Origin of the sequence: Pseudomonas benzenivorans (assembly GCF_024397895.1) — a bacterium.
GTDB lineage: Bacteria > Pseudomonadota > Gammaproteobacteria > Pseudomonadales > Pseudomonadaceae > Aquipseudomonas > Aquipseudomonas benzenivorans_A.
Genome location: NZ_CP073346.1, coordinates 3,933,299 through 3,959,482, shown reverse-complemented (window position 1 = coordinate 3,959,482; position 26,184 = coordinate 3,933,299). Strand labels below are relative to the sequence as shown.

The following is a 26,184-nucleotide window of genomic DNA, read 5'->3' as shown; positions in this document are numbered from 1 at the left end:
TCGGTCACAGAAGCGCCCCCGGGCCCGATAACGGGCGCTGCGGCCGGGCTGCAGCAGGCGCAGTTCGGTTGCGCTTGGCGCTATACAGCGCCTGATCGGCGGTGCGATAGGCCTGCTCCAGGTTGCACTCGCCGCTGCCGACCAGCGCGCTCAGGCCGACGCTGAAGCGCACCGGCCGCATCGACGGCTGGCGCCTGAGCAGCGGATCGCGCAGCAGCGCCTCGGCACAGCCCGCGAGCAGGGCCTGCGGGTCGGCCGCCGCCAGCAGCAGCAAGAACTCGTCACCGCCCAGGCGAATCACCAAGGCGGTGGGGTCCAGCTGCTCCTGAAGCACCCGTACCAGCCGCTGCAGCGCCAGATCACCGGCCTGGTGGCCGCAACTGTCGTTGAGCCCCTTGAAGTCGTCCAGATCCAGCAGCGCCAGGTGGCAGGGCTCACCGCGACGGCGCAGGTCCTCGAGCAGCTGGGCGAAGTTATGCTCGAGAAAGCGCCGATTCCAGGCCCCGGTCAAAGGATCCTTGAACGAGAGCAGCTCCATTTCCTGACGCGACTGCTCCAGCAGGTAGTGCGACTCGATGTCCTGCCGACGCACCCCGGCGTTGCGCGCCACCACGATCAACGTGATCAGCGCCGAGCCGATCATCAGAAACTGCAGCCCCCACAGGGTCTGCTCTTCGAATCGCCCGGATACGCTAAAGGTCGAGAGGGTGAACACCAGGTAGATCAGCACCACCACCAGACTCGCCTCGCGCACGCCCCAGGGCACCAGCGGCACCACCATGAACAGCAGCACCACGCTGGAGAGCAGCGCCGCATTGAGCGAACCGGTCTGATGGGCCAGGAGGACGAAGGCCGAGCCGCTCATCACCAGCAGGGTGATGGCCAGCAGGTAGAGAATGCGGGTCTGCTTGACGGCCAGGGAGGAGACGATGGTGTTCAGGGCCAGCAGGGCGAGCACCGAGAAGGTGTAGACATAGCGCTGATCAAGTGGCTGGTCGAGGCCGATCCAAGCGTAGAAGGCGGCCCCGCAGCTGAGCAGCATCAGCGCCACCAGTCCCAGCAGCATGATGCCGTCGCGCACCTGCTTGAACATGCGCGCCTCGGCGTAGGCGCTGAGTTCCTTGCCGACGAAGCGGCCATCGGCCCAGAGGGTTTTCAGACCTTCGGTAAACTGCTGCCTGCGCTGCCCTAGCCCTGCCATCATCGCTCCTTGAAGGCGCCGAAGGCCGCCAGAAGTTCAAGTTATTCTTATGCTTATCGCTTAAACCGGCTCTGCACTGAGTGTATACCAGAGTTAACGAGCCGACCGTCACTGCCAGTGGAACAGATTTGCCCGTCCGGCGAGCCCACGGCAAGGGTGCCCGATCAGGGCGGACTGTACTCGATCACCAGTTGTGGCCGGCTGGCCCCCTCGAGGCTGTGGAAATCGACGCGGTTGTTCGACGAGACCGCCGTGTGTATCAGCCCCACGCCCTGGTTGGGGCTGAGCCCATCGACCCACTCCTGGACCAAGGGGGCCAGGTTCCACTGGTACCAGCCGGTGCCCGTCGCCGCCAGCGTGGCCACCGCCGTCGGCGCGTAGCTGCCGCCAGGGCCGCCGCTCCAGTTGGTGGCGGCGTTGGCGTTGGTCCAGGTGGCCGCCTCAGCTTCCCAGGTCTGGGTCATGCGGTGCGCCTTGATGCTGAAGGGCTCGGCGCCGTTGCGGGCGCCGGCAAACAGGCGCAGGGTCGCGGAATTGATCCGCGAACCGGGCGGCAACGTGCTCAGGTCGAAACGCAGCAGGCTGTGCATGTTGTGCCCCTGCCCGTTGCTGCGCCCGACGCTCAGCGAACTGCTGCTGCCGTAACTGCTGATCGAGGATTCGCGGATGTAGGTGTCACTGGCGACGATCAGCATCACCTGGCTGCCGCCCGCCGGCAGCTTGGTATCCATCCCCGCAGCCCATTCAACGGCCCGGCGCATCAGGCCCTCACCGTTGCTGTCGAGGGCTTTGATGTCGAAGCCCGGCGCGCCCCAGGGCAACTGCACCCGCCGCGCCGGGGCCGTGCCGCCGCCGTAGAGGCCGCCGCCGCTGTCGACCAGCGAGAGTATCTGCGCGCTGGTCGAAGGCAGGGCATCGGCCAGAATGATCAGGCCCGGGGCCTTCTGGCCGCCGAGGATGATCATCGGCTGGTTCGACCGGGTGATGATGGTCGATGCAATGGCAAAGGGCGATGTCAGGTAATGGCTGTTGTCGAGCACGTTGATGCTGTTGCGCGCGGCCGTCACGTTACTGTTGGCCGACAGGCCCAGATCGGCCGCCAGGCCGCCGTGCTCGTTGACGATGCCCACGGAGGCGTTGCGCAGGCGCGTGCCGAGACCGGCACTGTTGCTTTGCAGGCTCACGTAGATGGCCCTCACGTCCGTCAGCGCCTGGTCGAAGGTGAAGTGCGGAGCATCGTCGTCGATCAGACGGACGCTGTAGTTGAACGACTCGATCAGCGCCTTGCGCGCGCTGTCCTGTGCATCCGGCGCCGCCGGGTCGGGCACCACCAGCAGCACACCGGGCTTCGGCACGGCGAGCGCGCCGCAGCTCTGGCCGCACTCGCAGGCATAGGTAACGGTCAGCTTGGGCCGCTGCGCCGGGTCGCTGGCATCGCTGCTGGAAAAGCGGCCGGCGGCCCAGGGGGTCTCGTGGACCAGGGCCAGCCCGTGGTTGGGGTATTCGCCGGCCACCCAGCCGGCCACCAGCTTGCCGATATCCCAGCTGAACCAGCCGACCGTATTGGTCATTTGGGTACTGGCGAAGGCACTGCCGTCCAGATCGCCGCCGGCAGTGGCCCAGGGCACACCGGGGGCGCTTTCGCTCCAGGTGGCCCCGCTGCCGCTCGCGCCGTTGTTGCTACCTTCGGTCCAGGCCGTCCTGATCCGTCTCACGCCAAGGCGGCCGGGGCTCATCGATGGGTTGTTCTGGTAGAGGGCCAGGGTCGCCGAGACGATGCGCGCGCTGGCGGGAATGGCGCTGAGGTCGAACTGCAGCAGCGCCCGCCACGTGCTGTCCCAGCCATTGTCGCCGGCATCCAGGTTGCCGGAGCCGCCGTAATTCCAGACCGGCTTCCACTGGTAGAGAAAGGTGTCCTTGCCCTGGGCCGCATTGGGTTGCAGCACCAGCGGGCTGCCGGGCGGCGCGTAACGGCGCTGGCGCTCGCGGCGGATGCTCAGACTGGCGCCGCCGGCCAGTGCCGCGCTGGCGCTGAGGGTCACCGGCGAGCCGCTGGTCGGGGTCACGCTGACGCTGTAGCTGTGGCCGCCGAAGGCGGTCGCGCCGAGACTGGGATCGGCGCTGCAGCCGAGCTGGTCGAGCCGCCAGAGGCCGTGATTGAGGCCGGCCTCGGCGACATAGCGCACCTGCGTGGTGGCCGCCTCGCCGCGCACCATGGCCGCCTCCAGGCCGCTTTGCCGGCTCAGTTGCAGGGCGATGGCGGCGACCAGGGTCAGGGTCACCATGACCACCAGCAGCACGTAGCCCTTCTGGCCGCCCCGGCGCGGCCGGCTGGCGCCCTTCACAAGCGCGCTCCGAGGCGAAGGCGGGTGTTGAAGCGGCGCTTCTGGCCGCCGCTGCCGCTCAACTCCAGGGTCAGGTCCAGCAGTACGGCCCGGCCGTTGCTCAAGGCGACGCGTTCGATCCGGAAGTGGCTGACCGAACTGGCGATCACGCTCTCGGTGAAGTCCGCGCCGGTCACCAGGCCGTCGCCGTTGGTGTCGACCAGGGACGGCCAGCGCTCGATCAGGTCGCTGCCGTTGAGGTAGAAGACCACCGGGTCGAACCAGTCCTCGTCATTCCTGCCGTCTTCGTCGTCGTCGGGCGGTGGGCTTTCGTCGATCAGGCCGTCGAAATCGTCGTCGACGCCGGCCACGCCGGCCTTCAGGTCCATATTGAGGTCACTGGGCAGATCCTCATCGACGCTGCCGTCACCATCGTTGTCGAGGCCGTCGAGCTTGTCCTCCTTGATCAGGCCGTCCTCGTCGTTGTCGGTATTGTCCGAGCCCTCATCGACCAGGCCATCGCCGTCGTCGTCGATGCCGCGAAGGCCGGGCGCTCCGTCACTGCTGTTGTCGTGACTCGGGTCCTCGTCGATGCGCTCGGGCTCACCAGGGTCGCGCACGCCGTTTTTGTTCAAATCGAGGTAGTCCTTGTCGTTGTTGGCATCGGCCCAGCCATCGGCATCCAGATCCAGGGTCGGGTCGAGGGTCACCGCCAGCACCGCGGTGGCCTTGCTGCTGCTGCCCTGCGGCGGTTGCGCCGGCACGCTCTGCATGCGGATATGCTCGGGCCAGTTGGTCTTGGGGCTGTCGGCCAGCGGCAGCAGCAGGCGCCGCGAGCCCTGTACCGCGGCGGCCATGCGCTCGAGGGCGAAACGGGCCTGACCGGTCAGCTCGTTGCTCGTCTGGGCCTGGGCCTGCAAGCGCAGGCTGGTGCCGACCACCCCGGACAGGCCGGCCATCAGCAACGCCGCGATGGCCACCGTCAGGGTCAGCTCGAGCAGGCTGAAGCCCGACTGCGGCTGACCCTTGATCGGGCGCCGGCCGGCCCGCAGCGACTTGCTCATGGGCGGCATCATTGACGGGTCAGGCTCTGGAGTTCATGGCGGCTGCCGGCGATCACGACCCGCACCCAGAGCAGCCCCGGGTCGGTGCCGCTGAAGGGGTCGTTGTCGGCGTCGGCGTTGTCGCCATCGTAGTAGCCCAGAAACACCTGGCGACTGAGAGTCCGGCCATCGCCGCTGGGCACGGCGTCGGACAGGCTGCTGGCGACCGTGCGGCTGCCTGCAGCGGTGGCCGCCGCCGCCAGCTCGGCAAAGGGCCTGGCCAGCACCGCTTCGAGCTTGGCCACCAGCAGCTGCCGGTCGAGGCTGTCGCGGGCATGCTGGGCCGCCCCCTGGGCGCCCCCCTGCAGGGCCTGCAAGGCGGGCAGCAGGGTCGCGGCGATCAAGGCGCTGGCCACCAGCAGCTCGACATAGCTCAGGCCCCGTTGCCTGCCGTGCAGCGCGCGCCTCATTGCACCGTCACCCGGCCGGACAGCGGCGTCACCAGCAAGGTGCGCTGGCGCCCGCGGTAGCTCAACACTGCCGTGCCACTGCTCAGCAGGCGCTGGGTACCGGCGTCGTTGTGGCTCGGCTGGCCGCCGGCGATAAAGCCGACCAGGCTACGGGCCGTGGCCGAGCCCTGGTAGAGGAATTGCGCGCTCTGCAGGCGCACGCCGCCCAGCAGAGGGGCGCTGCCGAAGCTCAGCTGGTAGAAGCGTTTGTCGAGCGGATGGCGCACGTCGTAGACCGCTGTAGGCCCGCCACCTGTATCCAACCGGTAGAGCCGCAGCTGCTGGGTGCCGGGGTTGAGTTCCACGCCATGCTCGATGCCGGTGCGCTGCGCCTCGGCCCGAGCGAAGCGGATGGCCGCGGCCACTTCGGCCGCCGCCCGGTCGAGCTTCTCAGGGTCGCCGGCGGAGAGCCCGGGCAGCGCCACCAGGGCCAGCCCGCCGAGGATCGCCACGACCGCCAGCAGTTCGACCAGGCTCAGCCCTCGGCCGGCTGCAACGCCGCGCATCGGCGGTCACCGCCTTAGCGGTCGTCGTGATCGGTGTGGTTGATGATGACCTTGCCCGTGAGGGTGTCGTACTTCCAGCCGCCGGTGGTACCGCTGGCGAGCATGTTCAGGTCACCGGTGGAGACCACCTGCACAGTCGAGACGTTCATGAAGGGGTCGGCCGGCATGGTGGCCTTCTTCAGGTAGGGCCCGAACTTGTGGTTGGTGGCGTCGAGCACCGAGCAGGTGCCCCCATCGGCATCGCTGTAGAGGGTCAGCTGGGCGAGGAAGGCCGCCTCGGTAGTGAGGGCGCCGGTACCGGCGGTTCCACTGCACGCCTTGGTCGGTACCGCGGTCACCGCGGCCGGATACTTGCCATGCTGCTGGTAGTACAGGTCGATGGTCGAGCGCAGATTGGCCAGGGAACTGTCGGCCGCGGCGGATTTGGCGTCTTCCGTGGAGGACGCGAACTGTGGCACCACGATCGCCGCCAAGACGGCGAGAATGATCACCACGATCAGCAACTCCACCAGGGTAAAACCACGCACAGCTTGGGGATTTTTCCGGCACATCTTCCTTACCTCGCGACTTCGTTGTTATTTCAACTCGCCTGTCCAGCCGAATATTCTTGCGCGTACGTTCTGAGTAGGATCCGCCTTGGCGCCTCAACCTCTAGAAGGCTAGTCACCGGAGCGGCATAACGCCAGCACTCTTCAATCGCTCAATGCACCACCTGGGAGAGTTTGAAGATCGGCAGGATCAGCGAACTGACCAGCAGCCCGACCACCGCCCCCATCACCACCAGCATCAACGGCTCGGCCAGGCGCGACAGCATCTCCAGCTGCTTGCTCAGCTCCCGCTCATAGAAACCAGCCAGGCGCTCCAACACCTTGGGCAGATTGCCGGTCTCCTCCCCGGTGGCCACCATCTGCTGCACCAGCACGGGAATCAGCGGCGATTGGCGAAAGCCCATGGCCAGGCCCTTGCCTTCTTTTACCTGTTCCTCGAGCTGGCAGATGAAGTTTTGAAACAGCTGATTCTTGACCACGTCCCGGGCCGAGACCAAGGCGTCGCGCACGCTCACTCCGTTGGCCAGGGACATCCCCAGCACCCGCAGCGACTCGACCATGTAGATCTGAATATAGACCCGGCTGATCAGCGGCAGCGAGAGCTTGAGCCGATCCAGGTGCATCCGTCCCCGGGGGGTTGCCGCCAAGTACCAGGCCCCAGCGCCGAGCAGGCCGGCGGCGATCGCCAGCCAGGGCCAGTGATGGCGCACCAGGTCGCTGAGCAGCATCAGCACCTGGGTGGTCCAGGGCAGCTGGTCCTTGATGGCGCTGAACATGGCCTCGAACTTGGGGAACACCGCTACCAGCACGAATACCACCACCGCCAGCGAGAACAGGATCAGGAAGACCGGATAGGAGGCGGCCGAAATCAGGGTTCGCCTGAGCTGCTGGCGCTTTTCGTCATGTTCGAGCAGGCGGCCCAGCACGGGCAACAGGAAACCGCCCTCCTCGCTGGCGGCGACCAGGTTGACGTAGGTCGTGCTGAACAATGCCGGATGGGTGCTTAGCGCCTGGGACAGCGAGCGCCCCTCGGAAACCTGGCGGGCCAGGTCGCGCAGGATACTGGCCATCATCGGATTGCTGACATGCTGCTCCATGGTGTTGAGCGCCACATGCATGCTGGTGCCGGTTTCCAGCAGCAGCGCCAGCTGCTCGGTAAAGAAAATGCGCTCCTGGGCGCCAGCCTTTGGCTGCAGCAGCTTACCGAAGCCCGCCAGCGGGCTGGCCGGGGCACGCGCGGCCTTCTGTGCGGTATCAACCGTTAGCGGCATTGCCTGACTCCTGTGCGTTGGCCTAGCTGTTGACCACTCGGGCGATCTCCTCGACCGATGTCAACTGCTCCCTGACCCGCGCCAAGCCATCCTCGAACAGCGAGGCGATCTGCTGCTCACGCATGTACTGTTGCAGGCTCTCGAGACTGGGGTTCTTGATAATCAGCTGCTGCAGTTCGCTGGTGGCCGGCAAGATTTCGTGAATGCCCAGGCGCGAGCGGTAGCCCGAGTCGTAGCACTTCTCGCAACCGCGCCCGCGGGCCAGCTTCACCGTGCCGTCCTGCGGCCAACCGTAATGGCTGCAGAGTTCCACCGGCGCCAGATACTGGCTCTTGCAGTGGCTGCAAATGCGCCGTACCAGGCGCTGGGCCACCACCCCGACCAAAGCCGAAGCCAGCAGGTAAGGCTCTATGCCCATGTCGATCATCCGGGTAATTGCGCCGCAACTGTTGTTGGTGTGCAGGGTCGAGAGCACCAGGTGGCCAGTCAGGGCCGCCTGCACCGCGATCTCGGCGGTTTCCCGGTCACGGATCTCGCCCACCAGGACGATATCCGGATCCTGACGCAGCACATGCTTGAGCAGCTTGGCGAAGGTCAGGCCGATGCGCTCCCTGACCTCGTTCTGGTTGACCACGTCGATCTGGTACTCGACCGGGTCTTCGATGGTGACGATGTTCTTCTCGATGCTGTTGAGCTCGTTGATCGCCGCATAGAGACTGGTGGTCTTGCCGCTACCCGTCGGGCCGGTCACCAGGATCAGGCCGTAACTGCGCGACAACAGACGCTTGTAGGCCTGCAGGTTGCGCTCGTCCATGCCCAGCTTGTTGACGTCGAGCAGGGCCTGGTTCTTGTCCAGGATCCGCAGCACCACCTTCTCGCCGTAGAGCCCCGGCAGCGAGCTGAAGCGCAGGTCCACCGCCTTGCCCTTGGTCTGCACCTGGATGCGACCATCCTGCGGCAGCCGCCGTTCGGCGATGTCCAGGTTGGCCATGACCTTGAGCCGCGAAACCATCGCCGGGATCAACTCCATGCGCGGCGCGAGTACCTGGTAGAGCACGCCGTCGATGCGGTAGCGCACCTTGGCATGACCACGGCCGGGCTCGATGTGGATATCGCTGACGCCGTCACACACCGCCCTCTGGATGATGGCGTTGACCATGTTGACCACCGGGCTGCCCTGGGCCATTTCGTCGATCTGGGCATAGTCCTCCGGCAGCGGCGACTGCATCACCTCCAAGTCCTGCTCCGCCTCGCCAATCAGCTGCAGGTCGCTCAACTGGCTGTCGGCACGGGCCAGGCCGATCACCCTCTCGATCGCTTCGCGGCAGGCCAGGACTGACTTGATGTGTAGACCGGTCAGCTCCTCCAGCTCGTCGAGCGCCGGCATGTCCTGAGGATCAGCGGTGGCCACCAGCAACTCGCTGCGCAGCTTGAACAGCGGCACCACGCCCAGGCGCTCGCAGGTGGCGGCATCGACCAGTTGCGCACTCATCGGATCAAACAGGCCCGGGCGAAGGTTGATGAAATGCAAGCCCATCTGCAGGCTCAATGCCTCGAGCAGGTGGGTTTCCGAAACCCAACCACGTTCGGTAACGATCTGCCCCATGCGCTTGCCCAGCCGCTGCTGCAATTCGATGACTTCGGCCAGTTGCTGTTCGCTGAGTTGGCCACGCTGCAGCAGTATGTCGCCGAGCCGAGGCAGGCCCGAGGCCGCTTCGGATGACTTGCACTGAACCCAGCGCGGACCGGCCTCGGTCAACTCCACCAGCTCGCAGACACCGGTGAACTGCAGCACTTCTCCTGCCACGTCGCTGGCATTGGCGATGCGCAGGCTGCCACCCCGGGGACCCAGTTGCTCCTGGATATCCAGCAACAGCTCCAGCACCGCGCTGCTCAGGGTGGCGCCCCTGGACAGATCGATCACCTGCTGGCACTCGCCTTGCTCGCAGCGGGCGCTGGAGCACTGGCGCAGCGCCTCCCGAGCTTCGCCCGCCTGCAGCGAGCCGAGCGGCGTCAGGTAGGCGATGACACCGATTTTCGCGTGCAACACATGGGCAAGACTCGCCTCCGCCCCCTCCCCTTTCGAGTCGCTCAGACGTGTGGCGCCGGGAAGGCCTGAAGCGGCGATGCTGCTGTCCATAATCCCTGTCCTCGACTCAACTAGGCCTGTCACCAATGGATTCGGGGCGACCGAAGTAGTAGCCCTGGGCGTAATCGACGCCAATCTGGCACAGACCTGCCCTGATGCTGTCATTCTCGACACATTCGGCGATTGTCTTGAGCCCCATGCGCTTGGCCACGTCATGAATGGCCTTGACGATGGTGAAGGCGACGGGATCCTCGGCGATATGCCGCACAAAGGAACCGTCTATCTTGACGAAGTCCACCTCCAGTTCCCGAAGATAGGTGAACGAGGACAGGCCGGTGCCGAAGTCGTCCAGAGCGAACTGACAGCCCATCTGGCGGAGCTTGGCGATCAGCTTCTGCGCCAGCAGCAGGTTGCCAATGGCCGATGTCTCCGTCACCTCGAAGCACAGCCGATCCGGACTGACGCCGCTGTCGCGGATCATTTGAATCAGTTCTTTATCGAATCCCTCATCGGCCAGCGTCTGCCCGGACAGGTTGATCGACCAGCACCCCGGCATGCGGAAATCCGCGATCTGTGCCAATGCGCGCTTAACCACCCAGCGGTCGACGCTGGGCATCAGGTGGTAGTACTCGGCTGACGGCATAAAGTGCTGGGGCGACACCAGGGCGCCATCGCTGCCCCGGTAGCGCAGCAGGAACTCGCCGTGAGCCGCCCCTTCCAGATCCGCGTGCAAGGCCACGATGGGCTGGAGCAGCAACTCGAACCGGTCGTCGCGCACCGCGCCCTGAATACGGGCGACCCATCGCATGGCCTTGGCCCAGTTTTGCATCTCCAGATCCCCGGGCCCTGAGCGGCGAACCCGATCCCCCCCCTGCTCCTTGGCCACCTTGAGCGCAACATCAAGGCCCGACATCAGCTGTTCGACCCCGCGGGCGTCGGCATCCAACGAGCCCAAACCGATTCGAGCGGTCACCTGCAGTGCGGCGTCCGACTGCCCCACCTGCAACTGTCGCACCGCACCCAGGATGCGCTCAGCAATGGTATTCGCATGGTCCAGGGGGCAACTGGTGAGCAACAGGCCGAAGCTGTCGCCTTCCAACCGCGACAAGGTGTCGCTGTCGCGAATCTCCTGCTGAAAGACCTCGGTGACTGCCTTCAGCAGCTGGTCGCCCACCTCTACCCCCAGGGTGTCATTGACCACGCTGAACTTGTCCAGATTGATACACAGCACAGAGTGGCTCAGCCCTTGATAGCGGGTTCCGCCCATGGCCTGGCGCAGGTAATACTCGAAGCCCTTGCGCTTGAGCAGCCCGGTCAGTTCATCGTAACTGCCATGCACCAGCTTGCTGACCTTGCGCGCCATGGCTTCTATGAGACTGCGGTCGCTGTTGCTGAAATCCCGTTTCACCAGTCCATTGAGCAGCGCCAGCACGCCGATGCAGGCGCCATTGCTGCCGGACACCGGCACGGCCAGTAGCTTGCAGGGGAGTCTCTCGTCCAGGCCCAGATCTGACCGCTCGGCCAGCTGATTGATCACGACAGCGCCTTCATCCCGCTTAACCGCGCGTAAAATCGCCTGCTTGACTGTGCCCTCGATGGACAGTGAATGCTCGAATGGCAGATCCGGCTTGTCGTGCAGCACCGTGATCTTCTGCGCCGGCAACCAAAGCAGGGCCCTGTCCACCTCCAGGTAACCAAGGCAGTTGCCCACGAGCTGGTCCAGCGCCTGCTGACACTCTTGGTAACTGGCAGACTGGTCCTCCGTGTCGTAGATCAGATGCAGCTCTTCGTAGCGCTCGGTCAGCTCCCCCGCCATGGCATCCAGCTCACACTGCAATGCCAGCTCTTTACTGATGCAGTCCGCAACCATCTGCATCACGGCCCTGGAAACGTCGCTGTGGTGCTCGAGCCAATAGTGAAGCCGTCCGAGAAATGCGTTATTGGGCGCGCTGATCACGATTTCGCCGGCGCAATCCTGAATGCTGGCCTGGCAGATCAAGGCTTGGGCGTTTTCCTCCGCGCAGGTGGCGTAGATCAGCCTGCCGTCATCGTCCGACAGGACCCACGCCTGCAACTCGGATAGTTGCGCGCGGACGTAGCGGTCATAGCGGGAAAAATCGATCAGCTTGATCGAACTGTTCATACCTGCCTCGGGGTTACCTGGATATAGTCGTCGAGTCGATCAAGCAGTCTGCGCATGCTCACCGGCTTTTCGATAAACCACAGCTTATCGATGCCCGAAGACCAGCGTCTGTGCTCAACTTCGGTCCTTGAGGTCAACAACACAATCAGGAAGCGCCGATCGGGCCAGTGTTCAGTTATGGCCTGACAGAGCTGTTCGCCATTCATTTCCGGCATCTGAATGTCGGTAATCAGCACATCCGGCAGCTGCTGCTGGAGCTTCTGCAGCCCTTCCTTGCCATTGCCCGCCGTATCCACCCGGTAGCCGGCACCTTCCAGCTTGAGGCGCATCAGTCGAAGGACATGGGGCTCATCATCGACCAGCAGTATCTGCGCGCTCACGAGACCATCTCCTTTACCACCCCGGTCGACTTCAGAAACAAGAGAGTGAACCTCGTCCCCTGACCAAGCTGGCTTTGCTGCTCAAGCACGCCGTGGTGCAGGGCGACGATTTCCTTGACCACTGAGAGGCCCAGGCCGTGCCCGCTGCGCTGCTGCACCGCCGAGCTGGATGAGCGAAAGAACTTATCGAAGATGCGCGCCTGGTCAGCTTCGCTGATGCCCAGCCCAGTGTCCTCGACCGAGATGCTGATGGCCGTCTCCGTCTCCTCGGCACTGAGCTTGACCCGACCGCCGGGCCGGTTGTACTTGACCGCGTTGCTCAGCAAGTTGCTGATGGCGATGCGCAGCAGCTCCTTGTCGGCGGACAAGGCGCTCAGCTCCTGGGGGATATCCAGCTCGAACTGCAGCTGCGACTGGCCCGGGCTGGCACTGGCGACTTGTTGGAAGGTGTCTTCCAGCAAGTCGTGCAGACGGACCCGCTGACGCTCGGCTTTGAGGCCGCCGCCTTCCAGCTTGCTCAGGTTCAACAGGTTATTGATCAACTGCGACAGCCGCAGCACTTCATCATTAATGACGTTGCAGGCCTCAATGCGAAAATCTGCCGACTGCCCCTCCTCGCCCAGCATGGCCTCGCTGTAGAGCGATAGTGCGTTCAACGGTGCCTTCAGCTCATGGGCCACTTGGGCAATGAACTCGCTGCGGTCGTGCTTGGCCATCCACAATTCGGAAACGTCGCGCCCCACCACCAGAGTGCCAAAGATAGTTTCCTTGTCGCAGGGCGACACCAGCGGAAAACGGCTGAGTTCCATTGTCCGGGTCGCACTGTCGCTGACCTTGAACACCAGCGAACTGGGCGGGATGCCGGAAGCGTAACGCGCGTGCGCTGGGCTCAGAAAGGTGATGACCTCCTGATACGGACACCACTCACGCAGCGTCTGGCCCTCCATTACCGGCGCATCGAGCTCAAAACAGCCCTGCACCTTATCGTTGCTAAAACTGATGCGCCCGGCCTGATCCAGCACCAGCAGGGCCTCGGGAATGCTGTGCAGAATGCTCTGAACGCGCGCGTGCCTGAAATTGCTCATCTGGCTGCCGAGCACTAGCTGCTGCTGGGCCTTTTCCTGCTCATCCAGCTGCTGTTGCATCTGGCCGACATAGCGATTGAAGTTCTGCGCAAACACCAGCAGCTCGCCGCTAGCCTCCATGGCCAGTGGTTGGCTGTCGACCGTTTCGCGGTTGAGCAGCAACTCCATCTGGCAGTTCAACTGGGACAGCGGCGCCAGCTGACGCCGAATCAGCATCAGCAATATCCCCGCCGGAAGCAGGATCAGCGCGGCCAATGCGGCAAAGAACGGCAGTCGCGGAAACAAGGTACTGATCTGGGGCGTGAAAAAGGCAATCCGGATCAATGCCTTAAACTCCCCTTGTGCCAGAACGGGCGCATAGAACTCGGTCATCGGGCGACTATCGTCGACCAGGGTCACGTCCCGCCGACCGTGCCAGGAAGCGGGCTCCGAGCTCACCTTGACCCGCTCCGGGGCGACCCCAGGTGCTGCTTCTTCAGCAAGCACCTGGCCATCGGCGGCATTCAGGGAAATGTAGGCGAAATGACTGTTCTTCAGGCTGTGGTGGATCGCCGTCAGCACGCCCCAGCGAGCGGATTCGGGTATCAGCTTGTCGGCAGGCATTGCGGACAAGGTCCGGATCAGGCTCAACCCCTGCTCACGAACCTGTTGCCTTTCCTGCTGAAGTAAATGCTGAACCAGCAGCACCAGCACCAGAGCCGTGGCCACAACGGCAGCTCCAGCAGCGGCCAGCCCCAAGCGTTCTTGCCTCCAGCTCCAGCGCGATTTCTTCGGCATCCCAGCAAGATCCCCCGAATACAACTGTAATTCGTATCTGTGCTCAGGCGTTGCTCACTCTTCTTTTTCGCTGCGACCAGGCGAGCCTTGCTACCTGATCCAAGCATGCGCAGGGCACCCACTAGGTATAGTCGGCTTTTAATGATGGGGTTGAGCAGACTATGCATTCGACCGGAACCCAGCCCTTGCCGGCCCGGGCCGTGGTGGGGTATCGACGAGTTCGGCGCAAGAAGCGATTGCTCATGAAAAAGCCGGGCATAGGCCCGGCTACTTCTAAACTGATGGGAAAGGCGCTTTCAGGCCTTGGGTAAAGTCACGCCCTGCTGGCCCTGATACTTGCCACCGCGGTCCTTGTAGGACACTTCACAGGCCTCATCGGACTCGAGGAACAGCATCTGCGCCACGCCTTCGTTGGCGTAGATCTTCGCCGGCAGCGTGGTGGTGTTGGAGAACTCCAGGGTGACGTGGCCTTCCCACTCCGGTTCCAACGGGGTGACGTTGACGATGATGCCGCAGCGCGCGTAGGTGCTCTTGCCCAGGCAGATGGTCAGCACGTTGCGCGGGATACGGAAGTACTCGACGGTACGGGCCAGAGCGAAGGAGTTCGGCGGGATGATGCACACATCGCTCTTCACATCGACGAAGCTCTTCTCATCGAAGTTCTTCGGGTCGACCGTGGCCGAGTTGATGTTGGTGAACACCTTGAATTCATCCGCGCAGCGCACGTCGTAGCCGTAGCTGGAAACCCCATAGGAGATCAGGCGCGCATCGCCTTCGTTGCGCACCTGGCGCTCGACGAAGGGCTCGATCATGCCGTGCTCTTGGGCCATGCGGCGAATCCACTTGTCCGATTTGATGCTCATGGCGGGCGTCCTGAATGGGCTGATGGTGAAAAAGTGAGCGCATCTTACCGGGGCCGGCGACTGGGTTCAAAGGCTGTCGACCGGTGCCAGGGGAGCGCTACGTTCGTCGCCAGCAGCCATTAATTAGTGAAAAGGCGCACAGAGCATTCGCGCTCGACGAGAAAAGCAGGTATGGTGACCCCACTGTGCTGCATGTGTCACCGCGAATCGCTACTTGATGCCTAGATTTCGATCCAAACATCGTCCGACTCCTAGTACTCGTTGCACTCAGTCCCGGCCTGGGCTTTTCCAGGGCTGCTATTACTTTTGTTAGGAGATATCACATGTCCAATCGTCAGACTGGCACCGTTAAGTGGTTCAACGATGAAAAAGGCTACGGCTTCATCACCCCGCAATCCGGTGACGACCTGTTCGTACACTTCAAAGCTATCCAGAGCGATGGCTTCAAGAGCCTGAAAGAAGGCCAGCAGGTCTCCTTCGTGGCCACTCGTGGTCAGAAAGGCATGCAAGCTGAGGAAGTTCAGGTTATCTAACCTGCACTGACTTAAAAAAAGCCCCGCTTCGGCGGGGCTTTTTTGTGCCTGGCGAAAACTCAGTCGTCGCTGACCTGGATGGTCGGCATGACCACCTGCCCGCCCTGAGCGATGCGCGCACCCACGGTACGTGCCGTGGCCTGGTAGAGCATGGCGATCTGGCTCTCCGGATCGGCGATGGTGGTCGGCTTGCCGCCGTCGGACTGCTGACGGATGGCCATCGACAGCGGCATCGAGGCCAGCAGGTCGACGCCGAACTGCACCGCCAGCTTCTCGCCGCCGCCCTCGCCGAACAGGTGCTCGGCATGGCCGCAGTTCGAACAAATATGCACCGCCATGTTCTCCACCACGCCCAGCACCGGGATATGCACCTTGCGGAACATCTCCACGCCCTTCTTGGCATCCAGCAGCGCCAGATCCTGCGGGGTGGTGACGATCACGGCACCGGCGACCGGCACCTTCTGCGCCAGGGTCAGCTGGATGTCGCCAGTGCCCGGCGGCATGTCCACCACCAGATAATCCAGATTGTCCCAGGCGGTCTGAGTGATCAGTTGGATCAGCGCGCCGGAGACCATCGGCCCGCGCCACACCACCGGGGTGTTCTCGTCGGTAAGAAACGCCATGGACATGACCTGCACGCCGTGGGCTTCGAGCGGCACGAACCACTTCTGCTCGCGAACCGCGGGGCGGGTGCCCTCGGCGATGCCGAACATGATGCCCTGGCTCGGCCCGTAGATATCCGCATCGAGAATGCCGACCCGCGCGCCTTCGCGAGCCAGGGCCAGGGCCAGGTTGGCGGCGGTGGTCGACTTGCCCACACCACCCTTGCCCGAGGCCACGGCGATGATGTTCTTCACGTTGGCCAGGGCCGGCACCTGCTCCTGCCCCTTGTGCGCCTCGATCCGGCAGTCGACCTGAACCTCGGCCGAGTCGACGCCTTCGAGCCCCTCGAGGGCCATCTGCAGCGTCTGCGCCCAGCCGCTCTTGAACAGTCCGGCGGCGTAGCCCAGTTCGAGGCGCACGCGCACCTTGCCGCCCTGGATGTCGACTTCGCGCAGACAACCGGCGCTGACCGGGTCCTGATTGAGGTGGGGATCGGTGTATTGACGCAGTGCGGTTTCCACCGCCTGACGGGTGACGAGGCTCATGGCAACTCCAAAAAAGACCGAGCAAAACAGACGGCTATCCTAACCGAGCGACGCCCGCGGCGCATGCATACCACAGCAGGAACGCCCGCTGCGCGTCGTCGTCGACCATGACGAAGACGCTTCGCGGGCGTCGCCCGAAGCAGCACACGGGTGAAAAAAAACCGCAGCGCCTATATAGTTGCCGACTTCCTTCGTTTTACCAGTGCAGCCGATCCCCATGCCCGAAGCCCGCCAGATTCTCGTCACCAGCGCCCTGCCCTATGCCAACGGTTCGATCCACCTCGGCCATATGCTCGAGTACATCCAGACCGACATGTGGGTGCGCTTCCAGAAACTGCGCGGCAACCAGTGCATCTATGTTTGCGCCGACGACGCCCATGGCTCGGCCATCATGCTGCGCGCCGAGAAGCAGGGCATCAGCGCCGAGCAACTGATCGCCGAGGTGCAGGCCGAGCATACTGCCGACTTCGCCGACTTCCTGGTCGAGTTCGACAACTACCACTCGACCCATTCGGACGAGAACCGCGAGCTGTCGTCGGCCATCTACCTGAAGCTGCGCGATGCCGGGCATATCGCCACCCGCTCGGTGACCCAGTACTTCGACCCGGAAAAGGGCATGTTCCTCGCCGACCGCTTCATCAAGGGCAGCTGCCCGAAATGCGCGGCCGAGGACCAGTACGGCGACAACTGCGAGAAGTGCGGTGCCACCTACGAGCCGACCGAGCTGAAGAACCCGCGCTCGGCGATCTCCGGTGCGGTGCCGGAGCTGCGCGACTCCAAGCACTTCTTCTTCAAGCTGCCGGACTTCCAGGCCATGCTCCAGCAGTGGACCCGCAGCGGCACCCTGCAGGATGCCGTGGCCAACAAGATCGCCGAATGGCTGGACGCCGGCCTGCAGGAGTGGGACATCAGCCGCGACGCGCCCTACTTCGGCTTCGAGATCCCCGACGAGCCGGGCAAGTACTTCTACGTCTGGCTGGACGCGCCGATCGGCTATATGGCCAGCTTCAAGAATCTCTGCGCGCGCAGACCGGAACTGGACTTCGACGCCTTCTGGAACAAGGACTCGACGGCTGAGCTGTACCACTTCATCGGCAAGGACATCGTCAACTTCCACGCCCTGTTCTGGCCGGCCATGCTCGAAGGCGCCGGCCTGCGCACGCCCAGCGCGATCAACGTGCACGGCTACCTGACCGTCAACGGCCAGAAGATGTCCAAGTCCCGCGGCACCTTTATCAAGGCGCGCACCTACCTGGACCATCTCAACCCCGAGTACCTGCGCTACTACTACGCAGCCAAGCTGGGCCGCGGCGTCGACGATCTCGACCTCAACCTCGAGGACTTCGTGCAGAAGGTCAACTCGGACCTGGTCGGCAAGGTGGTGAACATCGCCAGCCGCTGCGCCGGCTTCATCCACAAGGGCAACGGCGGCCTGCTGGTGGCCGGCAATGCCGCACCCGAGCTGACCAGCGCCTTCAGCGCGGCCACGCCGTCGATCGCCGAGGCCTACGAGGCCCGCGACTTCGCCCGCGCCATGCGCGAGATCATGGCCCTGGCCGATCGCGCCAACGCCTGGATCGCCGACAAGGCACCCTGGTCGCTGAACAAGCAGGACGGCAAGCAGGCCGAGGTCCAGGCCATCTGCGCCGCGGGCATCAACCTGTTCCGCCAGCTGGTGATCTTCCTCAAGCCGGTGCTGCCGAAGCTGGCCGCCGACGCCGAGGCGTTCCTCAACGTCGCGCCACTGACCTGGGACGACCACCAGTACCTGCTGGCCGACCATCAGCTGAACCCGTTCAGCGCCCTGCTGACCCGTATCGAGCCGGCGAAGATCGACGCCATGATCGAAGCCTCCAAGGAAGACCTCGCGGCCAGCGAAACCATCGCCGCAGCGCCGGGCAACGGCGAACTGAGCAAGGAGCCCCTGGCCGCCGAGATCGCCTTCGACACCTTCGCCGCCGTGGATCTGCGCATCGCCTTGATCGAGAAGGCCGAGTTCGTCGAGGGCGCCGACAAGCTGCTGCGCCTGTCCCTGGACATCGGCGATGCCAAGCGCAACGTGTTTTCCGGCATCAAGAGCGCCTACCCGGACCCGAGCGCGCTTGAAGGCCGCCTGACCCTGTACGTGGCCAACCTGGCGGCGCGCAAGATGAAGTTCGGCGTCTCCGAGGGCATGGTGCTGGCCGCCGGCCCCGGCGGCGAGGAGATCTACCTGCTCAGCCCGGACAGCGGCGCCAGGCCCGGCCAGCGGGTCAAGTAACCCCCGCTGGCAGAGCGGTGACGCCGGGCCCCTGGCCGCCCGGAACAGCACTGCGCTGTTATGACGCGGCAACACGCCGGCCAATGCCGGCTTGTCTGCACCGGGCGCCTTCCCGATAATAGGCGCCCTTTACCCACGGCCTTTGCCTGTCCACAACGGTACCCGCAATGACCGAACTCGCCCTGATCATGGTAAGCGCCATCCTGGTCAACAACTTCGTGTTGGTGCAGTTCCTCGGCCTGTGTCCGTTCATGGGCGTGTCGAAGAAGATCGAGACGGCCATCGGCCTGTCCCTGGCCACCACCTTCGTCCTGACCCTGGCGGCGATGTGCAGCTACCTGGTCCAGCAGTACGTGCTCAAGCCCCTGGACCTGGAGTTTCTGCGCACCATCAGTTTCATCCTGGTGATCGCCGTGACCGTGCAGTTCACCGAGATGGTGGTGAACAAGACCAGCCCGCTGCTGTACCGCGTGCTGGGCATCTTCCTGCCGCTGATCACCACCAACTGCATCGTCCTCGGTGTGGCCCTGCTCAACGCCAACAAGGCCGAGTTCACCTTCATCAGCGCCACCGCCAACGGCTTCGCCGCCGGCCTGGGCTTCTCCCTGGTACTGGTGCTGTTCGCCGCCATGCGCGAACGCATCGCCATCGCCGACGTGCCCAAGGCCTTTCAGGGCGCGGCCATCGGCATGGTTACCGCCGGCCTGATGTCCCTGGCGTTCATGGGCTTCACCGGGTTGATCAAGCTATGAGTCTGGTGATCAGTGCGGTGCTCGCCCTGCTCGGCCTGTGCCTGGTGTGCGGCGCCATCCTCGGCTATGCGGCGGTGCGCTTTCGCGTCGAGGGCAACCCGATCGCCGAGCAGATCAACGCCCTGCTGCCGCAGACCCAGTGCGGCCAGTGCGGGTACCCGGGCTGCAAGCCCTACGCCGAGGCGATCGCCGGCGGCGACAAGATCAACAAGTGCCCGCCCGGCGGCGAGGCGACCATCCAGGCGCTGGCCGATCTGCTGGATGTCGAGGCCGAGCCGCTGGACGCGGTGGAGGGCGAGAAGCCGCAGATGGTCGCCTACATCCGCGAGGCCGAGTGCATCGGCTGCACCAAGTGCATCCAGGCCTGCCCGGTGGACGCGATCGTCGGCGCGGCCAAGCAGATGCACACGGTGATCGTCTCCGAATGCACCGGCTGCGACCTGTGCGTCGAGCCCTGCCCGGTCGACTGCATCGACATGATCGAAGTCGGCGGCACGCTGCAGAGCTGGAAGTGGCAACTGCCCCTGCCGCCCGGCCAGCTGATCGCCACTGACCGGGGGCACGCGGCATGACTTCGATGCAGACCTGGGACATCCACGGCGGCATCCACCCGCCCGAGCGCAAGGAGCTGTCCAACCACTGCGCCGTGCAGAACGCTCCGCTGCCCAAGCGACTGGTGCTGCCGCTCAACCAACACATCGGCGCGGCGGCCGAGCCCCTGGTGATAGTCGGCGAGGCCGTATTCAAGGGCCAGAAGATCGCCGAAGCCAGCGGCTTCGTCAGCGCCCCGCTGCATGCGCCGACTTCCGGCATCGTCAGTTTCATCGGCCCGCAGCCCTACCCCCATGTGTCCGGCATGCTGACCCCGGCCATCGTCATCGACAGCGACGGCCAGGAGCAGTGGTGCGACCTCGAGCCCTGTCCGGACTATCGTCAGCTGGCGCCGGACGCCCTGCTGGAGAAGATCCGCCAGGCCGGTATCAGCGGCCTGGGCGGCGCCGGTTTCCCCACGGCGGTGAAGCTCGCCGCGCGGCCGACGCAGAAGATCCACACCCTGATCATCAACGGCACCGAGTGCGAGCCCTACATCACCGCCGATGACCTGCTGATGCGCGAGAAGGCTGCCGAGCTGGTCAGCGGCATCGAGATACTCGCCCACCTGATCCAGCCCGAGCAGGTGCTGATCGGCATCGAGGACAACAAGCCCGAGGCGATCGCCGCGGTGCAGGCCGCCGTGGGCGAACGCCCCTTCAGCGTGCGGGTGTTCCCGACCAAGTACCCGTCCGGCGGCGAGAAGCAGCTGATCCAGATTCTCACCGGCGTGGAAGTGCCCAGCGGCGGTCTGCCCGCGGATATCGGCATGCTCTGCCAGAACGTCGGCAGCGCCGTGGCCGTGCATGACGCCGTGGTGCTCGGCAAGCCGCTGATCAGCCGCATCACCACCCTCACCGGCGAGGCCCTGGCCCGGCCGATGAACGTCGAAGCGCTGCTCGGCACCCCGGTCGGCGAGTTGCTGGCGTTCGCCGGCCTGCAAGCGGACAAGCTGCACCGCCTGGTCATGGGCGGGCCGATGATGGGCTTCACCCTGCCCAACCTCGACGTGCCGCTGATCAAGACCACCAACTGCCTGCTGGCGGCCAGCCACGCCGAGCTGCCGCCGCCACCGCCGGCGCTGCCCTGCATCCGCTGCGGCGAGTGCGCCGAAGCCTGCCCGGCCACCCTGCTGCCGCAACAGCTGCACTTCTTCGCCCTCGGCCAGGAACACGAGCAGCTCAAGGAACACAACCTGTTCGACTGCATCGAATGTGGCGCCTGCGCCTATGTCTGCCCTTCGAACATCCCGCTGGTGCAGTACTACCGCGCCGCCAAGGGCGAGATCCGCGAGCTGGAACAGAAGCAGATCAAGGCCGAACACTCCAAGCAGCGCTTCGAGCTGCGCCAGGAACGCCTGCGCCGCGCCGAAGAGCAGAAGGAAGCCGAACGCCAGGCCCGCGCCGAGCGCGCCGCCCGGGCCAAGGCGATCCAGGCCGAGACATCCGCCGGCCTGCTCGAGGAAGACGCCGTGGCCGGCGCGCCGGCCGCCAAGGTCAGCAGCCTGAGCGATGCGCAGAAGAAGCTGAAGATCGAGGCCAGCATGGCCCAGGTCGCCCTGAAGAAGGCCGAGAAGCAACTGGCCGCCCACGACACTCCGGAACTGCAGGCCCAGGTCAAGGACCTGCGCGCCGCCGCCGAGGCCGCGCAGAAGGCCCTGGAAGCCGAAATGGCAAGCGCCGCCCCGGTCGCCCCGACCGTGGACGACGCGGCGCTGAAGAAGGCCAAGATCGACTCCGCCATGCTCCGCGCCCAGCTGCGCAAGCTGGAGAAACTCGAGGCGCCGGACGACGACCAGCAGGCCGAACTGGCGCGTCTGCGCCAGCAGCTCGAGGAAGCCGAGAAGCTGCTGGAAAGCATGCAGAACCAGGCCCCGGCCGCACCGGCCAAGGCCGTGGACGACGGCGCCCTGAAAAAGGCCAAGATCGACGCCGCCATGCTCCGCGCCCAGCTGCGCAAGCTGGAGAAACTCGAGGCGCCGGACGACGACCAGCAGGCCGAACTGGCGCGCCTGCGCCAGCAACTCGAGGAAGCCGAGAAGCTGCTCAGCAGCCTGCAGGAACAGGCCCCCGCCACACCGGCCAAGGCCGTGGACGACGGCGCCCTGAAGAAAGCCAAGATCGACGCCGCCATGCTCCGCGCCCAGCTGCGCAAGCTGGAGAAACTCGAAGCCCCGGACGACGACCAGCAGGCCGAACTGGCGCGCCTGCGCCAGCAACTCGAGGAAGCCGAGAAGCTACTGGCCGGTCTGCAGGATCAGGTTCCCGCCGCGCCAGCCCCGGCCAAGCCGTCTAAGGCGCCGGAGGTCGATCCGCTGAAGAAGGCCAAGGTCGAGTTGGCGATGAAGCGCGCCGAGTTGAAGAAGGCCGAGAAAGCCGCGGCGATCGACGGCGCACTGGAGCTCCTACGCGCGGCCGTCGCCGCAGCCGAACAGGCCCTGCACGACGCCGAAGCGGCCTCCGGCAAGCCGGCTCCCGAACTGGTACGCAGTGAAAAACGGCCGGTCGACGAGGCCACCCGCGCACTGAAGACCGAAGTGGCCTTCGCCCGCGCCGACCTGCGCAAGCTGGAACGCGAGGACGGCGCCAGCGCCGAGGCGTTGGAGGCGGCCCGTCAGCGCCTGGCCGAAGCCGAGGCCAAGCTGCAACAACACACCGAGTCGCCGGGTGGATGAGCCAATGGCGCAAGAAACCGACGGCAGCCTGACTGCCCTAACCGCCGGTCTCCGTGCCCGGCCGATGGTCCGATCGCCAGCGATCGGGCCACCCTAAACCGTACCTGACACCGGAGCGCCAATGGCCCTGCCCCGCATCACTTCGCCCCACGCCAAGGGCGCCAACCGCACCCAGCAGGTGATGCTGCAGGTGCTGCTGGCCTGCGTGCCAGGCGTACTGGCACTGACCTGGCTGTTCGGCGCCGGCACGCTGATCAACCTGCTCTGGGCCAGCGCCTGCGCCCTGGGCTTCGAGGCGGCGATCCTGGCCCTGAGGGGGCGCCCGCTGGGCTTCTTTCTCAAGGACTACAGCGCCCTGGTCACCGCGGTGCTGCTGGCCCTGGCCCTGCCCCCCTATTCGCCCTGGTGGCTGACCCTGATCGCCACGGGCTTCGCCATCGTCTTCGGCAAACAGCTCTACGGCGGGCTCGGCCAGAACCCGTTCAACCCGGCCATGCTCGGCTACGTGGTGGTGCTGATTTCCTTCCCGAGCGAGATGACCAGCTGGCCAGCGCCGCAGCGGGTCGGCCCGGTCGACGGCCTGCTGCACGTGTTCGGCATCGCCGCCCTGCCCGACGGCTGGACCCAGGCCACCGCCCTGGATGTGCTGAAGATCAACCAGAGCCTGACCGTCGACGAGCTGTGGGCCCAGCACCCGGCATTCGGCCGCTTCGGCGGCGCGGCGGTCGAGGCGGTCAACCTGGCCTTCCTCGCCGGCGGCCTGTACCTGCTGCACAAGCGCCTGTTCACCTGGCACGCGCCAGTGGGCATGCTCGCGGCCCTGGCGCTGATGAGCCTGCTGTTCTGGAATGGCAGCGGCTCCGACTCCCATGGCTCGCCGCTGTTCCACCTGCTCAGCGGAGCGACCATGCTCGGCGCCTTCTTCATCGTCACCGATCCGGTGTCCGGCGCCACCAGCAACCTCGGCCGGCTGATCTTCGGGGCCGGCGTCGGCATCCTGGTCTACGTCATCCGCGCCTGGGGCGGCTACCCGGACGGGGTGGCCTTCGCCGTGCTGCTGATGAACCTGGCGGCGCCGACCATCGACTACTACACACGGCCGCGCACCTACGGCCACCGCAAGCCGACCCGCGGCTTCAAGATGGGAGAATAAGCCGTGCTACCGGAGATCAGTCGCTCGATGCTGAAGAACAGCCTGGTGCTCGGCCTGTTCGCCGTGGCCACGGTTGGCCTGGTGGCAGTGGTTCAACAAAGCACCGCCAGTCGCATCGCCGCGTCCGAGCGCGAGGCCCAGGTACGCGCCCTCGCCGAGATACTCCCGGCGGGCAGCTACGACAATGACCTGCTGGATGACACGGTCAAGGTGCACGACCCGGAACTGCTCGGCAGCAAGGGGCCTCGGCCAGCCTATATCGCCCTCAAGGACGGCCAGCCCAGCGCGGTGATCCTCCGCGCCACGGCGCCGGACGGCTACAGCGGGGTGATCCAGTTGCTGGTCGGCGTCCGCGCCGACGGCCGCCTGGCCGGTGTAAGGGTCCTCAGCCACAAGGAGACCCCGGGCCTCGGCGACAAGGTCGAGCTGAGCAAGAGCCCGTGGATTCTCGGTTTCAATGGCAAGTCCCTGGGCGATCCCGATGAGGAGGGCTGGGCGGTGCGCAAGGACCGTGGCCAGTTCGACCAGTTCGCCGGCGCCACCGTCACCCCGCGCGCCGTGGTCAAGGCCGTGCACCTGGCCCTACAGTACTTCGACGCGCACAAGCAGGAGCTGTTCGCAGCCCAGGTGAAGCCCCATGGTTAGCTATCGCGAGATCACCCTCAACGGCCTGTGGAAGAACAACCCGGCCCTGGTGCAATTGCTCGGCCTCTGCCCACTGCTCGGGGTCAGCAACTCAACGGTCAACGCCCTCGGCCTGGCCCTGGCCAGCGCCATGGTGCTGGTTTGCTCCAACACCGCCGTATCGCTGGTGCGCGGGGTGGTCAATACCGCCGTGCGCCTGCCCGCCTTCGTGATGATCATCGCCGCCCTGACCACCTGCATCGAGCTGCTGATGCAGGCCTACACCTATGAGCTGTACCAGATCCTCGGCATCTTCATCCCGCTGATCACCACCAACTGCGTGATCCTCGGTCGCGCCGACGGCTTCGCAGCGAAGAATGACCCGGCTCGCGCCGCCTACGACGGCCTGATGATGGGCCTGGGCTTCGGTGTGGTGCTGGTGATGATCGGCGCCCTGCGCGAGCTGTTCGGCACCGGCGCCCTGTTCGCCAACATGCACCTGCTGTTCGGGCCGCTGGCCGCCGACTGGCAGGTGACCGTCATGCCCGATTATCCAGGCTTCCTGCTGGCCATCCTGCCGCCCGGCGCCTTTATCGTCCTCGGCCTGCTGATTGCCGGCAAGAATCGTATCGATCAGGTGCTGGCCGAACGGGCCAAGGCGCGCCAGCCCCAGGCCCCGGCACAGAGTCGGCGCGTTCGGGTCACCGGAGTGATCGAGTGAACGCGGCCAAGCGCTACGAGATCTTCCGCAGGCTGCATGAAGACAACCCGGAGCCCGAGACCGAACTGGCCTACAGCACACCTTTCGAGCTGCTGATCGCAGTGATCCTCTCGGCCCAGGCCACCGACGTCGGGGTCAACAAGGCCACCGCCAAGCTGTTTCCGCTGGCCAACACCCCGGAGGCCATCCATGCCCTGGGCGTCGAGGGGCTCTCCCAGTACATCAAGACCATCGGCCTGTACAACAGCAAGGCGAAGAACGTCATCGAGACCTGCCGGATTCTCGTCGAGCAGCACGGCGGCCAGGTGCCGGAGAGCCGCGAGGCCCTGGAAGCCCTGCCGGGGGTCGGCCGCAAGACCGCCAACGTGGTGCTCAACACCGCCTTCCGCCAGCTGGCCATGGCCGTGGATACGCATATTTTCCGCGTCAGCAACCGCACCGGCATCGCCCCCGGCAAGACCGTGCTGGAGGTGGAAAAGAAGCTGCTGAAGTTCGTGCCCAAGGAATTTCTGCTGGACGCCCACCACTGGCTCATCCTGCACGGGCGCTACGTCTGCCAGGCACGCAAGCCGCGCTGCGGCAGTTGCCGCATCGAGGATCTGTGCGAATACAAGCACAAGACGTCCGACGATTGAGCTTTCAGTGAAAAATCACACCTGCTGATTGAAAAAATCTTTTTTACCCGCCCCGGTTTTGCCGCTATAAGGTGCGCAAATGGCCCCCCGTAGCCAAGCTGGAGTGAAAGCCCATGAGCACTGCCAAAGAAGACCTCGAGCTCGACGACGATTTCGTCGCAGAAGATTCGGACGATGCCGAAGCCCCCGTTGAGGTCGCCAAGACCAACCTGACCAAACGGCGCATCATCGACAATTTCCTCGAGGAGCGACGCCTGCATAAACAACTGGCCGAATACGATTTCGACCTGTAGTGGCCAGGCCAGACACCGAACACGAAAAAGCCCCGCGATGCGGGGCTTTTTACATTCCTGA

At 64.9% G+C, this 26,184-nt stretch carries 23 protein-coding genes; 10 read left to right on the top strand and 13 right to left on the bottom strand.

Translation table 11 applies throughout. The features are described from left to right. Nucleotides 1-4 precede the first annotated feature (4 nt). The 12 genes from KDW96_RS18565 to dcd all read right to left on the bottom strand — a co-directional run bounded on the left by KDW96_RS18565 (nucleotide 5) and on the right by dcd (nucleotide 14,739). Nucleotides 5-1,201: a GGDEF domain-containing protein gene (locus KDW96_RS18565; RefSeq protein WP_255837695.1), complete on the bottom strand. Its 1,197-nt coding sequence runs from the start codon at nucleotides 1,199-1,201 to the stop codon at nucleotides 5-7. A gap of 164 nt (nucleotides 1,202-1,365) precedes the next feature. Beyond that, on the bottom strand, nucleotides 1,366-3,546 hold the full coding sequence (locus tag KDW96_RS18560; RefSeq protein ID WP_255837694.1) for a DNRLRE domain-containing protein: 2,181 nt from the start codon (nucleotides 3,544-3,546) through the stop codon (nucleotides 1,366-1,368). Beyond that, nucleotides 3,543-4,589 (bottom strand): PilW family protein, encoded by a 1,047-nt coding sequence (locus KDW96_RS18555; RefSeq protein ID WP_255837693.1) that lies wholly within the window; start codon nucleotides 4,587-4,589, stop codon nucleotides 3,543-3,545. Before KDW96_RS18555 ends, KDW96_RS18560 begins: the two co-directional genes overlap by 4 nt. Nucleotides 4,590-4,597: 8 nt before the next feature. Further along, nucleotides 4,598-5,038 carry a hypothetical protein gene (locus tag KDW96_RS18550; protein WP_255837692.1) on the bottom strand — a complete coding sequence of 147 codons (441 nt, stop codon included), beginning with the start codon at nucleotides 5,036-5,038 and terminating at the stop codon, nucleotides 4,598-4,600. After that, a complete protein-coding gene (locus KDW96_RS18545; RefSeq protein ID WP_255837691.1) occupies nucleotides 5,035-5,583 on the bottom strand; it encodes a pilus assembly FimT family protein in 549 nt (182 codons plus the stop codon). Before KDW96_RS18545 ends, KDW96_RS18550 begins: the two co-directional genes overlap by 4 nt. 14 nt (nucleotides 5,584-5,597) lie before the next feature. Further along, nucleotides 5,598-6,134, bottom strand: a complete 537-nt coding sequence (locus KDW96_RS18540; RefSeq protein ID WP_255837690.1) for a type IV pilin protein — start codon at nucleotides 6,132-6,134, stop codon at nucleotides 5,598-5,600. A gap of 149 nt (nucleotides 6,135-6,283) precedes the next feature. Continuing rightward, the gene (locus tag KDW96_RS18535; RefSeq protein ID WP_255837689.1) at nucleotides 6,284-7,402 is read right to left on the bottom strand and encodes a type II secretion system F family protein; all 1,119 of its coding nucleotides are present in this window, start codon (nucleotides 7,400-7,402) and stop codon (nucleotides 6,284-6,286) included. A 22-nt stretch (nucleotides 7,403-7,424) separates the two neighbouring features. Next, on the bottom strand, nucleotides 7,425-9,452 hold the full coding sequence (locus KDW96_RS18530) for an ATPase, T2SS/T4P/T4SS family (protein WP_255837688.1): 2,028 nt from the start codon (nucleotides 9,450-9,452) through the stop codon (nucleotides 7,425-7,427). Nucleotides 9,453-9,558: 106 nt separating this feature from the next. Continuing rightward, nucleotides 9,559-11,634, bottom strand: a complete 2,076-nt coding sequence (locus KDW96_RS18525) for a bifunctional diguanylate cyclase/phosphodiesterase (RefSeq protein ID WP_255837687.1) — start codon at nucleotides 11,632-11,634, stop codon at nucleotides 9,559-9,561. Further along, a complete protein-coding gene (locus KDW96_RS18520) occupies nucleotides 11,631-12,014 on the bottom strand; it encodes a response regulator (RefSeq protein ID WP_255837686.1) in 384 nt (127 codons plus the stop codon). Before KDW96_RS18520 ends, KDW96_RS18525 begins: the two co-directional genes overlap by 4 nt. Next, entirely contained in the window at nucleotides 12,011-13,876 is a 1,866-nt protein-coding gene (locus KDW96_RS22395; protein WP_255837685.1) for a PAS domain-containing sensor histidine kinase, read from the bottom strand. Before KDW96_RS22395 ends, KDW96_RS18520 begins: the two co-directional genes overlap by 4 nt. 296 nt (nucleotides 13,877-14,172) lie before the next feature. Further along, nucleotides 14,173-14,739 carry a dCTP deaminase gene (gene dcd / locus KDW96_RS18510; protein WP_255837684.1) on the bottom strand — a complete coding sequence of 189 codons (567 nt, stop codon included), beginning with the start codon at nucleotides 14,737-14,739 and terminating at the stop codon, nucleotides 14,173-14,175. 323 nt (nucleotides 14,740-15,062) lie between these two features. Between dcd and KDW96_RS18505 the strand changes: the two genes are divergently transcribed. Next, nucleotides 15,063-15,272, top strand: coding sequence for a cold-shock protein (locus KDW96_RS18505; RefSeq protein WP_003245585.1), 210 nt, complete (start codon nucleotides 15,063-15,065; stop codon nucleotides 15,270-15,272). A gap of 59 nt (nucleotides 15,273-15,331) precedes the next feature. On the opposite strand, the gene apbC is transcribed toward KDW96_RS18505, so the two are convergent. After that, nucleotides 15,332-16,420 (bottom strand): iron-sulfur cluster carrier protein ApbC, encoded by a 1,089-nt coding sequence (gene apbC, locus KDW96_RS18500; RefSeq protein ID WP_255837683.1) that lies wholly within the window; start codon nucleotides 16,418-16,420, stop codon nucleotides 15,332-15,334. Between the two features lie 217 nt (nucleotides 16,421-16,637). On the opposite strand from apbC, the gene metG reads away from it, so the two are divergent. From metG to KDW96_RS18455, 9 genes are all read left to right on the top strand, one after another. Beyond that, nucleotides 16,638-18,680, top strand: a complete 2,043-nt coding sequence (gene metG, locus KDW96_RS18495) for a methionine--tRNA ligase (RefSeq protein ID WP_255837682.1) — start codon at nucleotides 16,638-16,640, stop codon at nucleotides 18,678-18,680. A gap of 167 nt (nucleotides 18,681-18,847) precedes the next feature. Further along, complete coding sequence (gene rsxA / locus KDW96_RS18490; RefSeq protein ID WP_213638769.1) at nucleotides 18,848-19,432, top strand: electron transport complex subunit RsxA; 585 nt, start codon at nucleotides 18,848-18,850, stop codon at nucleotides 19,430-19,432. Continuing rightward, nucleotides 19,429-20,004: an electron transport complex subunit RsxB gene (gene rsxB, locus KDW96_RS18485; RefSeq protein ID WP_255837681.1), complete on the top strand. Its 576-nt coding sequence runs from the start codon at nucleotides 19,429-19,431 to the stop codon at nucleotides 20,002-20,004. The genes rsxA and rsxB overlap by 4 nt, the downstream gene beginning before the upstream one ends. Further along, nucleotides 20,001-22,697: an electron transport complex subunit RsxC gene (gene rsxC, locus KDW96_RS18480; RefSeq protein ID WP_255837680.1), complete on the top strand. Its 2,697-nt coding sequence runs from the start codon at nucleotides 20,001-20,003 to the stop codon at nucleotides 22,695-22,697. The genes rsxB and rsxC overlap by 4 nt, the downstream gene beginning before the upstream one ends. A 121-nt stretch (nucleotides 22,698-22,818) precedes the next feature. Beyond that, nucleotides 22,819-23,850: an RnfABCDGE type electron transport complex subunit D gene (locus KDW96_RS18475; protein WP_255837678.1), complete on the top strand. Its 1,032-nt coding sequence runs from the start codon at nucleotides 22,819-22,821 to the stop codon at nucleotides 23,848-23,850. A gap of 3 nt (nucleotides 23,851-23,853) precedes the next feature. After that, on the top strand, nucleotides 23,854-24,495 hold the full coding sequence (gene rsxG, locus KDW96_RS18470) for an electron transport complex subunit RsxG (protein WP_255837677.1): 642 nt from the start codon (nucleotides 23,854-23,856) through the stop codon (nucleotides 24,493-24,495). Further along, a complete protein-coding gene (locus KDW96_RS18465) occupies nucleotides 24,488-25,195 on the top strand; it encodes an electron transport complex subunit E (RefSeq protein ID WP_255837676.1) in 708 nt (235 codons plus the stop codon). Before rsxG ends, KDW96_RS18465 begins: the two co-directional genes overlap by 8 nt. Further along, nucleotides 25,192-25,830 (top strand): endonuclease III, encoded by a 639-nt coding sequence (nth, locus tag KDW96_RS18460; protein WP_255837675.1) that lies wholly within the window; start codon nucleotides 25,192-25,194, stop codon nucleotides 25,828-25,830. Before KDW96_RS18465 ends, nth begins: the two co-directional genes overlap by 4 nt. 113 nt (nucleotides 25,831-25,943) lie before the next feature. Beyond that, complete coding sequence (locus KDW96_RS18455) at nucleotides 25,944-26,123, top strand: PA3496 family putative envelope integrity protein (RefSeq protein ID WP_213638776.1); 180 nt, start codon at nucleotides 25,944-25,946, stop codon at nucleotides 26,121-26,123. Nucleotides 26,124-26,184: the final 61 nt, after the last annotated feature.